This window comes from Embleya sp. NPDC059213 (assembly GCF_042754445.1).
Lineage (GTDB): Bacteria > Actinomycetota > Actinomycetes > Streptomycetales > Streptomycetaceae > Embleya.
Map to the genome: position 1 here is coordinate 1 of NZ_JBHZAV010000220.1, position 14,476 is coordinate 14,476.

Consider the following 14,476-nt stretch of genomic DNA (forward strand, 5'->3'; position numbering starts at 1 on the left):
GGCGCGCCCCGCGTGGTGCTGTTCGCCGCGGACCACGGCGTCGCCGCCCACGACGTGTCGGTCCGCCGACCGGGCCGGACCGCGCGCGAGGTCCGGGCCACCCTCGGCGCGGCCGGCCGCGCCGACCGAGCACCCGTCGCCGCAGGTCCGACCACGCAACTACCCTGACCGGGTGACAATCGACCTCGACTCCCTGGCCGCACAGGTGGAGCGCCCCGACGACGACGCCCGCGCCCGCGTGCGCGAACACCTCATCGCCGTGACGGGCGCGCCGAGCGCCTACGGCCGACTCGAAGATCTCGCGATCTGGTTCGCCTCGGCCCAGGGCGGCAAGACCACCGCGCCGATCGGCGCGCCCCGCGTGGTGCTGTTCGCCGCCGACCACGGCGTCGCCGCCCACGACGTGTCGGTCCGCCGACCCGGCTGGACCGCGCGCGAGGTCCGGGCCACCCTGGAGGGCACCTCGGCCGCGGCCACCTTCGCGGCGGCCGTCGGCGCGCCGATCCGGATCGTCGACATCGCCGTCGACGCCGAACCCGACGCGTTCCCCGAGCATGTCTCGCGGGACCGGATCCGCCGCGCGTCCGCGCCCGTGGACACCGCCGACGCGCTGGCCCCCGGCGAGGTCGAGCGGGCGTTCCGGATCGGTATGGACAGTGCCGACGCGGAGATCGACTCGGGCGCCGACGTGCTGCTGCTCGGCTCGCTGGGCGCGGCCGCGACCACCCCGGCCGCGGTGCTGATCGGCGCGCTGACCGGGATGGACGCGGCGGCTGTGATCGGTCGCGGCTCCGGCATCGACGACGCGACCTGGATCCGCAAGTGCGCCACCATCCGCGACGCGCTGCGCCGGGCCCGGCCGGTGCTCGGGGACCCGATGCGGCTGCTCGGCGTCAGCGGCGGGGCGGATTTCGCGGCGATGACCGGATTCCTGCTCCAGTGCTCGATCCGGCGCACCCCGGTGTTGCTGGACGACGTGGCCACCGCCGCGGCCGGGCTGGTCGCGCAGCGCATCTCGTACCGCTCCCCCGACTGGTGGCTGGCCGGCCACGTCACCCCCGAGCCGGGCCACGTCAAGGCGCTGGACCGGCTCGCCCTGGAACCCGTACTGGACTACAAGGTCAAGGGCGGGGAGGCGATCGGCGCGCTGCTCGCGCTGCCGGTGCTGCGTGCCGCGGTCGACCTGGTGGCCCGGGTGCACCCCGCCCCGTGAGTTCGGGTACCACCTCGGCCGGCCTGCGCCTGGCGTTCGGCATCCTGTCGGTGATCCCGGTCCGGGTCGATCGGGTGGACCGCCCGGTGGCCGGCCGGGCGATGGCCTGCGCGCCGCTGGTCGGCCTGGTCCTGGGCGGTCTGGCGGCCGGCGTGCTGGCGCTCGCCGCCCGGGCCGGCACCGGCGCGTTCACCGCCGCGACACTCGCGATCGGCACCCTGGCGCTGCTCACCCGCGGGCTGCACCTGGACGGCCTGGCCGACACCGCCGACGGCCTCGGTTCGGCCAAGCCCGCACCGGACGCGTTGCGGATCATGAAGGCGTCCGACATCGGCCCGTTCGGTGTACTCAGCCTGTTGTTCCTGGTGTTGCTCCAGGTCGGCGCGCTGGTCCGGCTCCAGCAGCACGGCTCGGGGCCGGCCGCGGCGGGTCTGGTGCTGGCCGCGGTGACCGGCCGCGCCGCGCTGTCGGTTGCCTGCGGACCGGGGGTGCCCTCGGCCCGGCCCGACGGACTCGGCGCGATGGTCGCCGGCACCGTCGGGCGCGCGGTGCTCCTGGCCTGGTCGCTGGTCCTGCTCGCCGCCGCCGGGCTGTACGGCGTGCTCCAGGGCCCCGCCGAAGCACTGCGCGCGGCGGCTGCGGTCGGTGCCGGACTGGCCGCCGGCGCCCTGCTGTTGCGGCACACCACCCGCCGATTCGGCGGGATCACCGGCGACGTGCTGGGCGCCGTCGTGGAGATCTCCGGATGCGTCGCGTTGCTGGTCCTGTCCACTGGCTGAGATGTTTGCCGGGAAGGCGTGAAATGCTGAACGCGAACGTATCTTCCATACGGCTCGTTATCGCTCGACGAGGCATCCTCAGCAAGGACCGCCGCGTCGGTGCCCCACCGATCGTGTGGGCACTCAGCATCCTCGAGAGATGAGAGACAGGACACTCGTGACCACACTGAGTATCGGCTCCACCGCGGCCCTTTCCCTGCGCGCCGACGTGCTCGTGATCGGCTCCGTCAAGGGAGAGGACGGCGCCGTTCTCGCCGCCGGCAGCGAAAGCATCGCCGCCGCGTTCGACGGCCGACTCACCGACACCCTGTCCGCCCTCGACGCCACGGGCGCCGAGGGCGAACTACACCGCGTCCCGACCTTCGGCGCGGCCAAGGCCCCGCTCGTGCTGGTGATCGGCCTCGGCGAGCAGCCCGCCGACGGCTTCACGCACGAGACGCTGCGGCGCGCCGGCGGCACCGTGGCCCGGGCGCTCGCGGGCATCAAGAAGGCGGGCGTGGCCCTGCCCCTGGCCGGTGCGGAGGCGGTGGGTGCGTTCGGGGAGGGCGTACTGCTCGGCGCGTACTCGTTCGAGACCTACCGGGAGAAGTCGCGCGAGGGTCGCAAGGACGCGGTCAAGGACGTGGTGCTGCTCGGCATCAAGGGCCGCGACAAGGCCGCCAAAGCCGCCGTGGAGCGCGCCGAGATCGCCGCGCAGAGCGTGAACCACGCCCGCGACCTGGTCAACACCCCGCCGAACGACCTGACCCCGAAGGACTTCGCCGCGATCGCGGTGGACACCGGCAAGAACGCGGGCTTCAAGGTCGAGGTGCTCGACGACAAGGCGCTCGCCAAGGGCGGCTTCGGCGGCATCCTGGGCGTCGGTCAGGGCTCGGCCAACAAGCCACGGCTGGTCCGGCTGGGCTACACGCACCCCAAGGCCAAGCGCACCATCGCGCTGGTGGGCAAGGGCATCACCTACGACTCGGGCGGCATCTCGCTCAAGCCGGCCGGTTCCAACGAGACGATGAAGATGGACATGGGCGGCGCGGCGGCCGTCCTGGGCGCGGTCACCGCCGTGGCCCGGCTGGGCCTGGAGGTCAACGTGACCGGCTGGCTCGCGCTGGCCGAGAACATGCCCTCGGGCACCGCGATCCGTCCCGGCGACGTGTTGCGGATGTACGGGGGTCGCACGGTCGAGGTGCTCAACACCGACGCCGAGGGCCGGCTGGTCCTGGCCGACGCGATCACCCGGGCGTGCGAGGAATCGCCGCAGATGCTGATCGACGTCGCGACGCTGACCGGCGCGATGATGGTCGCCCTGGGCAACGACATGTACGGGATCATGGCCAACGACGACACCTTCCGCGACGCGGTGCACGACGCCGCGACGCGTGCGGGCGAGCAGTCCTGGCCGATGCCGCTGCCGGCGGACATGCGCAAGCAGATGGACTCGCCGATCGCGGACCTGAAGAACATGGGCAGCTCGCGGATGGGTGGCGGCCTGATCGCCGGCATCTTCCTCCAGGAGTTCGTGGCCGACGGCGTGAGCTGGGCGCACCTGGACATCGCCGGTCCGGCGTTCCACGAGGGCGAGGCCGGCGGCTACCGGTCCAAGGGCGGCACCGGCGTGGCCGTGCGCTCGCTGCTCCAGGTCGCGCAGGACGTGGCGGACAACCGGATCTGATCGACGGCCGCTCGTCGCCGCTCGTTCGATCCGGCCCGGCCGGGGCACGCAGGCGCCCCGGCCGGGCCGGCGGTGCGACCCGGGCCGCTCAGGAACCGTCGGCGGACTGCCGGCGGGTCCACTCGCGCATGCGCTTGGGGTAGCCCACCAGGGCCGCCTCGTACACCGGGATGCCCAGCTTGCGCGCGAGGCCGCGCGCGGCGCCGGGATCGGCGACCCGACGGCGGGTCCACTCGCCGGTGTCGGCGATGAACACCACGGTGGTCCCGCTCAGCGTGGTCACCGGCTCGATGTACGCCTCGACTCCCTTGCGGCTGCGCGCGAACTCGCTCAGGTGCGCCGCCGCGGCGGCGGCCTGCCTGCGATCGGGCGCCTCCGGGCCGGCACCGCGTTTGCGTCGGAACAACCCCACGGGGATTTCCTTCCTGTCGTCGTACGCGCGTGTCCTCCACGTCGGTCCGCCGCGCGGAGGTCGTGATCGTGCCGGAACAACGAGCCGCAACGGCCCGTTGTGCCCCCGATCCGCCATTTCGGCGCGGCCCTTGTGGGACAGGCAACACCGGGGCGGAGTGCTCGGTCGCTCCCGACAAGTGGGAGGATGTTGTACCGGCACTTGAGACCTTCCACAAGAAGGGGGTGCTACCCGCCGCGTCCCGCGCGGGTGGGCATCGCAATCACAGGAGGACGTGACGTGGCGAACGACGCCGGAGCCGTTTTCGATGTAGTCATTCTCGGAGGCGGGAGCGGCGGCTATGCGTGCGCCCTTCGCGCGGCCGAACTGGGTATGCGGGTCGTCCTGGTCGAAAAGGGCAAGCTCGGCGGCACGTGTCTGCACAACGGCTGCATCCCGACCAAGGCGCTGCTCCACGCCGGCGAGGTCGCGGACCAGACCCGTGAGAGCGAGCAGTTCGGCGTCAAGTCGACGTTCGACGGGATCGACATCTCGGCCGTGCACGCGTACAAGGACGGCGTCATCTCGCGCCTGTTCAAGGGCCTGACCGGGCTGATCAAGAGCCGCAACATCACCGTCGTCGAAGGCGCCGGCAAGCTCGTGTCGCCGACCGCGGTCGAGGTGAACGGGCAGCGCTACGAGGGTCGACACGTGGTACTCGCGACCGGCTCCGTGCCCAAGTCGCTGCCGGGCCTGGAGATCGACGGCAACCGGGTGATCAACAGCGACCACGCGCTCGTGCTCGACCGGGTCCCGCAGTCCGCGGTGGTCCTGGGCGGCGGCGTGATCGGCGTCGAGTTCGCCAGTGCCTGGAAGTCCTTCGGTGTCGACGTGACCATCGTCGAGGCGCTGCCGCACCTGGTGGCCCTGGAGGACGAGGCGAGCAGCAAGCTCCTGGAGCGCGCCTTCCGTCGGCGCGGGATCAAGTTCGAACTCGGTTCGCGCTTCGCCGGTGTCGAGTACACCGACGCGGGTGTCCGGGTCTCGCTGGAGAACGGCAAGCAGATCGAGGCCGAGCTGCTGCTCGTCGCCGTCGGTCGCGGCCCGGTCTCGGCGGGCCTGGGCTACGAGGAGGCCGGCGTCGCGATGGACCGCGGCTACGTCCTGGTCGACGAGTACTGCGCCACCAACGTGCCGACGATCTCGGCCGTGGGCGACCTCATCCCCACCCTTCAGCTCGCCCACGTCGGTTTCGGCGAGGGCATCCTGGTCGCCGAGCGGATCGCCGGGCTGAACCCGGTGCCGATCGACTACGCGGGTGTGCCGCGCGTGACCTACTGCGACCCGGAGGTGGCCTCGGTCGGCCTCACCGAGGCGCAGGCGGTCGAGCGTTACGGCTCGGACAAGCTCGCGACGATCAGCTACAGCCTCGGTGGCAACGGCAAGAGCCAGATCCTCAAGACGACCGGCCAGGTCAAGGTCGTCTCGGTCAAGGACGGCCCGGTCGTCGGCATCCACATGGTCGGCGCCCGCATGGGTGAGCTGACCGCGGAGGCCCAGTTGATCTACAACTGGGAGGCCCTGCCGGCCGAGGTCGCCCAGCTCATCCACCCGCACCCGACGCAGTCCGAGGCGCTTGGCGAGGCCCACCTCGCGTTGGCGGGCAAGCCGCTGCACGTCCACGACTGACGACGCGCCCCCAATCGCGCCCCGTCATCCAAGACACACGCCTTGAAGCGTTGAGAAGGAGTCATTGACCCATGCCGGTCTCCGTAACACTGCCCGCGCTCGGCGAGAGCGTGCAGGAGGGCACCATCACCCGCTGGCTCAAGCAGGAGGGTGAGCGCGTCGAGCTGGACGAGCCCCTGCTCGAGGTCTCGACCGACAAGGTCGACACCGAGATCCCCTCCCCCGCCGCCGGCATTCTGGTGTCCATCAAGGCCCAGGAAGACGACACGGTCGATGTCGGCGCCGAACTGGCCGTGATCGACGACGGCACCGGTGCCGCGGCGCCGGCTCCGGCCGCCGCGCCGGCTCAGGAGGCCCCGGCCCCGGCCCCGGCCGCACCGGCTCCGGCCGCGCCCGTCGAGGCCGCGCCGGCTCCCGTCGAGCAGGCCGCGCCTGCCGCCGCGCCCGCCGGTGACGTGCAGGGCACCCCGGTGCTGCTGCCCGCGCTCGGCGAGAGCGTGCAGGAGGGCACCATCACCCGCTGGCTCAAGCAGGAGGGTGACACGGTCGAGGCCGACGAGCCGCTCCTGGAGGTCTCGACGGACAAGGTCGACACCGAGATCCCGGCGCCGATCGGTGGGGTGCTGCTGAAGATCAGCGTCGCCGAGGACGAGACGGTGGAGGTCGGCGCCGAGCTGGCCATCATCGGCGCGCCCGGTTCCGCGCCGGCCGCGGCGCCCGCTCCGGCGGCGCCCGCTCCGGCTGCCGCTCCCGCCCCGGCGGCTCCGGCTCCGGCGGCTCCGGCTCCGGCTCCGGCGGCTCCGGCCGCTGCCGCGCCGGCTCAGCAGGCCGCTCCGGCGCCCACGCCGGCTCCGGCGCCCGCTCCGGCTCCGGTCGCGCAGCCGGCCGCCCCGCAGCTCACCCCGCCGGCCGAGGCGGACGGCGCGTACGTCACGCCGCTCGTGCGCAAGCTGGCCGCCGAGCACAACGTGGACCTGGGCGCGATCGCGGGCACCGGCATCGGTGGTCGCATCCGCAAGCAGGACGTCCTGGAGACGGCCCGCAAGCAGCAGGCGGCCCAGGCCGCCGCCCCGGCCGCGCCCGCCGCCAAGGCTCCGGCCGCGGTCGAGCCGTCGCCGCTGCGCGGTCGCACCGAGAAGCTCTCGCGCATGCGCACGGTGATCGCCAAGCGCATGGTCGAGTCGCTGCAGACCTCGGCCCAGCTCACCACGGTCGTGGAGGTGGACGTCACCAACATCGCCCGCCTGCGCGACCGGGCCAAGAACGACTTCGTGGCGCGTGAGGGCGTCAAGCTGTCGTTCATGCCGTTCTTCGCGAAGGCGGCCGTCGAGGCGCTCAAGGTCCACCCGGTCCTGAACGCGTCGATGGACCTGGCCGCCGGCACCGTGACCTACCACGCCGCCGAGCACCTGGTGATCGCCGTGGACACCGACCGCGGCCTGATGGTCCCGGTCATCCACAACGCGGGTGACCTGAACATCGCGGGTCTCTCGCGCAAGATCTCCGACCTGGCCGAGCGCACCCGCACCAACAAGGTGAGCCCGGACGAGTTGGCGGGCGGCACGTTCACGCTGACCAACACCGGTTCGCGCGGCGCGCTGTTCGACACGCCGATCTTCCCGCAGCCGCAGGTCGCGATGCTCGGCACGGGCGCGGTCGTCAAGCGCCCGGTCGTGGTCAACGACCCGACGCTCGGCGAGGTCATCGCGGTGCGTTCGATGGTCTACCTGGCCCTGTCCTACGACCACCGCCTGGTGGACGGCGCGGACGCGGCCCGCTTCCTGCAGACGGTGAAGACCCGTCTCGAGGAAGGCGCCTTCGAGGGCGACCTCGGCCTCTAGGACGCGGCGCCGCGGGCACGTCGCGCGGCGGGCGGTCATTCGGCGAAGGCGGTTCGGACATCTCGTCCGGGCCGCCTTCGGCGTTCCGCCGCCCGGTGGGCAAGGATGACGGCATGCGTATCGCCGTAACCGGTTCGTCCGGCCTCCTGGGTTCCGCTCTCGTCCGCTCGCTGACCGCCGACGGACACCAGGTGGTCCGGCTGGTCCGCCGGGCCCCCACCGAGCCGGACGAGGTCCGCTGGGACCCGCACGCGGGCACCGTGGACACCGCCGCGCTCGGCCCCGTGGACGCGGCGGTGCACCTGGCCGGCGCCGGCGTCGGCGACAAGCGCTGGACGGCGGCGTACAAGCGCGAACTGCACGACAGCCGAGTCCTGGGCACCGCGGCCGTCGCCCGCGCGCTGGCCGGCCTGAAGCCCACGCCGCGCGTACTCCTGTCCGCCTCCGGAGTGGGCTACTACGGCGACACCGGCGATCGCGAGGTGGACGAGTCGTTCCCGGCCGGCAGCAGCTTCCTGGCCGGCCTGTGCGTCGAATGGGAGGCCGCCACCGCACCCGCCGCCGAGGCCGGCATCCGGGTCGTGCACCTGCGGACCGGGCTGGTGCTCGCCCGTTCGGGAGGCGCGCTGGGGCCGATGTTCCCGCTGGTGAAGGCGGGTCTGGGCGGCCGGCTCGGCTCGGGTCGGCAGTACTGGAGCTTCATCTCGCTCGCCGACGAGATCGCCGCGATGCGCCACGCCCTCGACCACCCCGACCTGGCCGGCCCGGTCAACCTGACCGCCCCGCACCCGGTCACCAACGCCGAGGTGACCAAGGCCCTGGGCCGGGCCCTGCACCGCCCCACCATCCTCCCGGCCCCCGCCTTCGCCCTACGCGCCGTCCTGGGCGAGTTCGGCGCCGAAATCCTCACCGGCCAACGCGTCCTCCCCCGAGCCCTCCTCGCCTCCGGCTTCACCTTCACCCACCCCACCATCACCCCGGCCATCGCCGCGGCCCTGACGAACTGACCCCACAGGGCACACGAAAAAGACCGCCGACCGCGCTGTCCGCAGCGGTCGACGGCCTCGTCTTCCATCGGGCTCACCCCTGGTGGTGCTTCGATCCGGAATCCGCCCCCTACCGAGGGGGGTCAGCCGTACGCGCGTCCGGAGCGTCGACTGTTTCCGGGTGATCCCGAGAGCCGGGATCGGTGCCCCGGTTCAGTTCGCACCGCACCTGCCGCCAGGCACGAATGATCTGTGGCAATCGCGACAGCACCTCTGTGATCTGCGTAAGGAGCAGCGTGACGCAGCCGAAGGCGGCAAGGATGACGAGGGTCATCTCGTCCCACTTCACAGGGCTCCGTCCTCTCGCTGTCCGGTCGGAACCCCGGTCGTCGATTCGTCGTAGGTCGCAGTTGTATCGGTATTTTTAAACATGTCGATACCTCGTGCCGCCCCGGCCGGCGTGTCGGGTCACGTACCCGGTGAACCGCTGATGTCGGTATGCGGAGTCGGGGACCACACCCCTGTGCGACTTCCTCGGGTGCCGGGGCCCGGAGGAAAATGTCGCCCGCCGACTCTCCGGGAGCCGGGTGCATCAATGCTTCGTTCCGGTGCAAGGGCCTACCCGACTCGGGTCTGTCAAGGAACGGGTGAGCCGAGTGGGTGCGCTAGCCGAAAAGGGCCCGGCGGGAAATCCAGTCGAGAGCGTCCGCACCCAGGCGGTCCGGAGCTTCGTGCAACGCGGCCTCCACCGCCGCGAGGTCGGTCAGCGCCTCCGGGGCGTCCGACCGATCCGCCGCAGCGAGACGCTCCATCGCCGAGGTGACGGCAGCCGACCATCCCGGCATACCGAAGTGTGTGGACGCGGTGAACGCCGCCGACATGGCTCGGTGCAACAGCCCCGCGCGCCAACCCTGTTTACGCATCATCTCCGCGGTGAACCAGACCCGGTCGTCGATGTGCCGAACGAACTCGGCCCCGGATTCGGACATTGTTCGCAATACAAAGCGGGAGCCGCCGGCCCACGGCAGGTCCAGATTCGAGGCGACGGCCACGAACGCGAGCAGCGCCTCCGGACCGTCGTCCCGGGCGGCCACCAACGACGCGCGAGCTCTGCGGTAGAGATCGACGCTCTGTGCGAAAACCTCCCCGTCACTCGGCCCGTCATCGGCCGCATGGATCTCGTCCAGCGGCCCCTCGCGCCATGCGTCGGAGACCAGACCGACCGCAGCGGCGTTCAAAAGCACGTCCGTGTCGTCCGCATCGATGCCGAAGTGGGCCAAGACGGTGGGGGCTTGTTCCTCGATGTCCATCGGCAGGGAACGCTCCTCCTCGGACTCGGTCCTCCCCACGAGAGATGCGAGCCTGGATGACAATGGTTCGGGCTGCGGCTTCTCCACGGTGATCCCGTGCTCGACCAGATCGTCGAAGACGGCGTCAGGCCCACAGTCGATGTGTGTGGAGTCATGACGTCCCGAACAACTTTCCGGGCACTCGAACTCCTCGCACATCTCCGGTTCGTCGGGCTGTACCTCGTTGATCAGGTGATAGGCGAGTCGCTCCGACACTGCCTCGCGCGCCGTAATCATCGCCAGGTCGAGCCGGAAGGCCTCGTCCTTCAACTCCGAGAGCTCGCGATCCACCGAGGCGGGCGGTTCCGGCACTTCCGGAACCCAGGTGTACGCGGACTCGAGCGAGATCAGCAGCCATGCGACCCGCAGTGCCGCGGTGTCGTCGCCCCGGGCCAGGTCGGCCACGGCCTCGGCAGCCTGCCGCACGCTGACGAGCCGACCGAGATGGCGTTCTCGCACCGGCATCCAGGCCGCAGCCTCCGCTCGTGCCCGCTCGGCATCCTGGACCCGTGCGGCGTCGCGGGTCCGTCGCGCCCGGGTGACCGACCGGGTCAGACAGGGGCGGCACCCGAACAGCCCGGACGTCGGTGTCGGCCCGAGCGGTATGGCGGCGAGGTCCTCACCGAACGAATCGTCGCAGAGACAGCAGTCCAGCCCACCCACGTGTCGCGACGTGGGCATGTTGGGCAAGGCGGCGCGGATGGTGGCATGGGCATAGGCAGGGATATGCATACGGGGCAACTCCTCGGAGGTGGGCGCTCCTTCGGCGCCTCCTCCATGCTGACCTCGCCGATCGGCCACAAGTCACGGTTTGGCGGGCGCAACGGCGAACTTGACGAATACTGACTCGGCCCTGGCCTGCGACTTCTACCGTGTTGGCGAAACTTGACACCGCAAGCACGGAGGAATCCCCTTGGCAGCGTCCAACAGCACACCCCAACCGACGGGTTCACATCGCGAGTTGGTCGAGGCATTACAGGAACTGCACCGCGCGGCAGGACGCTCGAGCTTTCGCAAGGTGAGCACCCTCATCCGCAGCCGCGACGACCAGTTGTCGGACGCCAGCCATGAAACCGTGCGCTCTGCCGTCAACGGGATACGGGTGCCGCGCTGGGAGACCGTCCACGACATCGTCGTGGTCCTCGCCGGGCTGTGCAGCCCACCCCGGGACGAGGAGTCCGAGACAGCCAGGTTCCTGCCGCTGTGGCGCGCGATCGGTGAGGGAGAATCCGGCGCGCTGAAGTCGTTCCAGGAGCTCGTCAACAGCGGCTGGGGAGGTGAGGACGGCAAGTGGACACCGGAGCAGGTCATGGGCGTGGTGATCAACCCCTTCAGTGCCATCGAGATCCATCCGTCGCTCGCCGTGCCGCACGAACCACTGATGTCGGAGGACGATTGGGTCCGCATCATGGCTCGGCAAATCGAGGAACAGGGAGTCGAACACACGCTGCGGGTCCTGCTGCACATGCTGAAAGGTGACTACGTCGGGGCGGAGGAGGGCGCGCCGTACGGCTACGGCAATCCCGACCGCGAGGCCATCAATGCGCAGGCAGCTTTCCGATATGGGTGCCAGGAGATCCTCCGGCGGCTGGGCCGAGAGCCCAACCTTCTCGCGGAATCGATCCGCGCCATGCGCGCCGACGAGACGATGGACCGAGACGAACGAGCGGAGATGCTGGAAAACGAGTCGGACCTGAGCTTGATGCGCGAGGTGATGATCGTGACTCCGGAAACCTGGGATGAGGTGTCGGAGGGAGCACATCACATGATCTTCGGCTATCTGATCAAACAGATCGGCCCGGTTGGCCCGTTCGGACTGCCCGATGCCGAGCGGTTCGGGATTGTCTGGCGCATCCCCGAAATACCTGCGGCGTAGCCGACACGCCAGGGCCCATCGGCGAAGTCAACGATGGGCCCTGAGGGGATTCGAGTTGCTGTCCGGCACATGCAAGCAAGAACGTACTTTCGGGCCGGCCTGAAGCCGTAGGTCTCGAGGAACTCTTCGGTTCCGGTCGATCGCACTCCGCAAGGGCCTGCATGACGGCGTCGCGGGTCAGCTCCCCGATTTTCATTGACCGAGTCTTGCAGCGGAACGGGGTCGGGTGCCACAGCCCGCACACGGAATCCCGTCAACGCCGAGACGGCCCCGGGACTCGTGGTCTCCGGGGCCGTCTCGGGGCCGTGCAGCGTTGCCCGACGCCGACCAACGACGACCCACTGATGGGCGGCCGGGTTGGTCAGGGAGCCTGTACGGCTCGGCGACGCGGGTCGCTTGCTCCGACGATTAAATGTCGAAGTAGAGTTCGAACTCGTGCGGGTGCGGGCGCAGGCGGACCGGGTCGATTTCCTTGGTGCGCTTGTATTCGATCCAGGTGTCGATCAGGTCCTGGGTGAAGACGCCGCCTTCGAGGAGGTACTCGTGGTCGGCTTCCAGCGCGTCGAGGACCTCGGCGAGGGTGCCGGGGACCTGGGGCACGGCCTGGTGCTCGTCGGGGGCCAGTTCGTACAGGTCCTTGTCGACCGGCTCCAGCGGCTCGATCTTGTTCTTGATGCCGTCCAGGCCCGCCATCAACTGGGCGGCGAAGGCCAGGTACGGGTTGGCCGACGGGTCCGGGACGCGGAACTCGACGCGCTTGGCCTTGGGGTTGCTGCCCGTGATCGGGATGCGGATGCAGGCCGAGCGGTTGCGCTGCGAGTAGACCAGGTTGACCGGCGCCTCGAAGCCCGGGACTAGGCGGTGGTACGAGTTCACCGTCGGGTTGGTGAAGGCGAGCAGCGACGGGGCGTGCTTGAGCAGGCCGCCGATGAAGTAGCGGGCGGTGTCGGACAGCCCCGCGTAGCCCTGCTCGTCGTAGAAGAGCGGCGAGCCGTCGGTCCACAGCGACATGTGGCAGTGCATGCCCGAGCCGTTGTCACCGAAGATCGGCTTCGGCATGAAGGTCGCGGTCTTGCCGTTGCGCCACGCGACGTTCTTGACGATGTACTTGAACAGCATCAGGTCGTCGGCCGCGGCCAGCAGCGTGTTGAACTTGTAGTTGATCTCGGCCTGGCCGGCGGTGCCCACCTCGTGGTGCTGGCGCTCGATCTCCAGGCCCGCGGCTTCCAGCTCCAGGGAGATCTCCGCGCGCAGGTCGGCGAAGTGGTCGACCGGCGGGGTCGGGAAGTAGCCGCCCTTGTAGCGGACCTTGTAGCCGCGGTTGTTCTCCTCCGCACCGGTGTTCCAGGCGCCCGCCTCGGAATCGATGTGGTAGAAGGACTCGTTCGCGCCGGTCGAGAAGCGCACGCTGTCGAACACGTAGAACTCGGCCTCGGGGCCGAAGTACGCCGTGTCGGCGATCCCGGTGCCGGCGAGGTAGCGCTCGGCCTTCTTCGCGACGTTGCGCGGGTCGCGGCTGTACTCCTCATCCGTCAGCGGGTCGTGGATGAAGAAGTTGATGTTGAGCGTCTTGTCCTTGCGGAACGGGTCGAGCCGCGCCGTGGACAGGTCGGGGCGAAGCGCCATGTCCGACTCGTGGATCGCCTGGAAGCCGCGGATCGAGGATCCGTCGAACGCCAGCGTCTCGGTCGGGTCGAACGTCTTCGCCGGGACCGTGAAGTGCTGCATCACGCCAGGCAGGTCGCAAAAACGAACGTCGACGAACTTGACGTCGTTGTCGGCGATGTATCGCGACACCTCTTCGGCGTTGTTGAACATCAATCCTCCTCGACCCGGCGCCAGGCGCGGGTAGTTGCGTTCGCGGGGAGCGGCCTCCTCCCCGGTGGCCACTAGGCCATGAAGGTAGGCGGGAGCGGTTTCCCGTCGGTGTCCCTCGTGTTTCCGGGATGTTACGCACACACCCGTACGGTCTAGCCCGTCTTGCCTGGATGCATGCCCATGATCAACCTCCTCACGCGCACCCCGGGGCGGGTGAATCGGCCCGGCTCGTCTACTTTGGACGGGTGGACGAGAACACGACCGCATCGCGGAAACAGGCCCCCGGGGCGGCGGCCGAAGACTTCGGCTACCGCGGCAAGCGTCTCGGGCTGCCCGAGGACGGACCCAACTCGCTCGCGCCGACCGGACGCAGGCTGATCGCCCTGCTGATCGACTGGAGCATCTGTTACATCATCGCACTGTCCTTCCTGGGCGGTGGCGACCTCAACGACCCCGGGACGAGCTGGGGCACCCTCGCCCTGTTCGCCGCCGAGAACCTGCTCCTGGTGAGCACGATCGGCTGGACCTTCGGTAAGCGCATCATGGGCATCCGGGTGGTGTCGGTCACCCGCGACACGCTGTTGCCGCTCGCGGTCGTGGTGCGCACCTTCCTGCTGTGCCTGGTGATCCCGCCGGCGATCTACGACCGGGACGGGCGCGGGTTCCACGACAAGGCGGTCGGCACCGCCGTGGTGCGCGCGTAGCTCGTAAGCCACCCGGGCCGGGTAGCCCATACGGGACGGCGAATGCGCCGGGTGGGTGACAACGGAAAGAGCGGCGGGGGGGGGGGGCCGGGAGGGCGGCGGCACGCGGGTGTGGCGTGGGGGGGGGTGTGGTGGAGACGGCGGGCGCCGGGGTGGGGCAGCAC

General features: G+C 70.4%; 12 protein-coding genes. 9 read left to right on the forward strand and 3 right to left on the reverse strand.

Annotated features, from left to right (window positions below):
- Positions 1-15: 15 nt before the first annotated feature.
- The 4 genes from ACFXMF_RS41835 to ACFXMF_RS41850 all read left to right on the forward strand — a co-directional run bounded on the left by ACFXMF_RS41835 (position 16) and on the right by ACFXMF_RS41850 (position 3,658).
- On the forward strand, positions 16-168 hold the full coding sequence (locus tag ACFXMF_RS41835) for a hypothetical protein (RefSeq protein ID WP_380021108.1): 153 nt from the start codon (positions 16-18) through the stop codon (positions 166-168).
- 4 nt (positions 169-172) lie between these two features.
- A complete protein-coding gene (locus ACFXMF_RS41840; protein ID WP_360304903.1) occupies positions 173-1,213 on the forward strand; it encodes a nicotinate-nucleotide--dimethylbenzimidazole phosphoribosyltransferase in 1,041 nt (346 codons plus the stop codon).
- Positions 1,210-1,992 carry an adenosylcobinamide-GDP ribazoletransferase gene (locus tag ACFXMF_RS41845; protein ID WP_360304901.1) on the forward strand — a complete coding sequence of 261 codons (783 nt, stop codon included), beginning with the start codon at positions 1,210-1,212 and terminating at the stop codon, positions 1,990-1,992. The genes ACFXMF_RS41840 and ACFXMF_RS41845 overlap by 4 nt, the downstream gene beginning before the upstream one ends.
- Positions 1,993-2,149: 157 nt before the next feature.
- Positions 2,150-3,658, forward strand: a complete 1,509-nt coding sequence (locus ACFXMF_RS41850) for a leucyl aminopeptidase (RefSeq protein ID WP_379990543.1) — start codon at positions 2,150-2,152, stop codon at positions 3,656-3,658.
- An 88-nt stretch (positions 3,659-3,746) separates the two neighbouring features.
- Here ACFXMF_RS41850 and ACFXMF_RS41855 read toward each other — a convergent pair whose 3' ends face one another.
- On the reverse strand, positions 3,747-4,070 hold the full coding sequence (locus tag ACFXMF_RS41855) for a hypothetical protein (RefSeq protein WP_360304897.1): 324 nt from the start codon (positions 4,068-4,070) through the stop codon (positions 3,747-3,749).
- 279 nt (positions 4,071-4,349) lie between these two features.
- On the opposite strand from ACFXMF_RS41855, the gene lpdA reads away from it, so the two are divergent.
- The 3 genes from lpdA (at position 4,350) to ACFXMF_RS41870 (ending at position 8,586) form a co-directional block, all read left to right on the forward strand.
- Entirely contained in the window at positions 4,350-5,738 is a 1,389-nt protein-coding gene (gene lpdA / locus ACFXMF_RS41860) for a dihydrolipoyl dehydrogenase (protein WP_360304895.1), read from the forward strand.
- A gap of 71 nt (positions 5,739-5,809) precedes the next feature.
- Positions 5,810-7,579, forward strand: coding sequence for a 2-oxoglutarate dehydrogenase, E2 component, dihydrolipoamide succinyltransferase (gene sucB / locus ACFXMF_RS41865; RefSeq protein WP_379990542.1), 1,770 nt, complete (start codon positions 5,810-5,812; stop codon positions 7,577-7,579).
- A gap of 113 nt (positions 7,580-7,692) precedes the next feature.
- Entirely contained in the window at positions 7,693-8,586 is an 894-nt protein-coding gene (locus ACFXMF_RS41870; RefSeq protein WP_379990541.1) for a TIGR01777 family oxidoreductase, read from the forward strand.
- Positions 8,587-9,230: 644 nt separating this feature from the next.
- On the opposite strand, the gene ACFXMF_RS41875 is transcribed toward ACFXMF_RS41870, so the two are convergent.
- Positions 9,231-10,715 (reverse strand): hypothetical protein, encoded by a 1,485-nt coding sequence (locus ACFXMF_RS41875; protein ID WP_360304889.1) that lies wholly within the window; start codon positions 10,713-10,715, stop codon positions 9,231-9,233.
- Between the two features lie 112 nt (positions 10,716-10,827).
- Between ACFXMF_RS41875 and ACFXMF_RS41880 the strand changes: the two genes are divergently transcribed.
- A complete protein-coding gene (locus ACFXMF_RS41880) occupies positions 10,828-11,790 on the forward strand; it encodes a hypothetical protein (RefSeq protein ID WP_380021106.1) in 963 nt (320 codons plus the stop codon).
- Positions 11,791-12,198: 408 nt separating this feature from the next.
- Here the strand turns inward: ACFXMF_RS41880 and glnA are convergent, their stop codons facing one another.
- Positions 12,199-13,608, reverse strand: a complete 1,410-nt coding sequence (gene glnA / locus ACFXMF_RS41885; protein ID WP_360304885.1) for a type I glutamate--ammonia ligase — start codon at positions 13,606-13,608, stop codon at positions 12,199-12,201.
- 245 nt (positions 13,609-13,853) lie between these two features.
- Between glnA and ACFXMF_RS41890 the strand changes: the two genes are divergently transcribed.
- Positions 13,854-14,312 carry an RDD family protein gene (locus ACFXMF_RS41890; RefSeq protein ID WP_360304883.1) on the forward strand — a complete coding sequence of 153 codons (459 nt, stop codon included), beginning with the start codon at positions 13,854-13,856 and terminating at the stop codon, positions 14,310-14,312.
- Positions 14,313-14,476 lie beyond the last annotated feature (164 nt).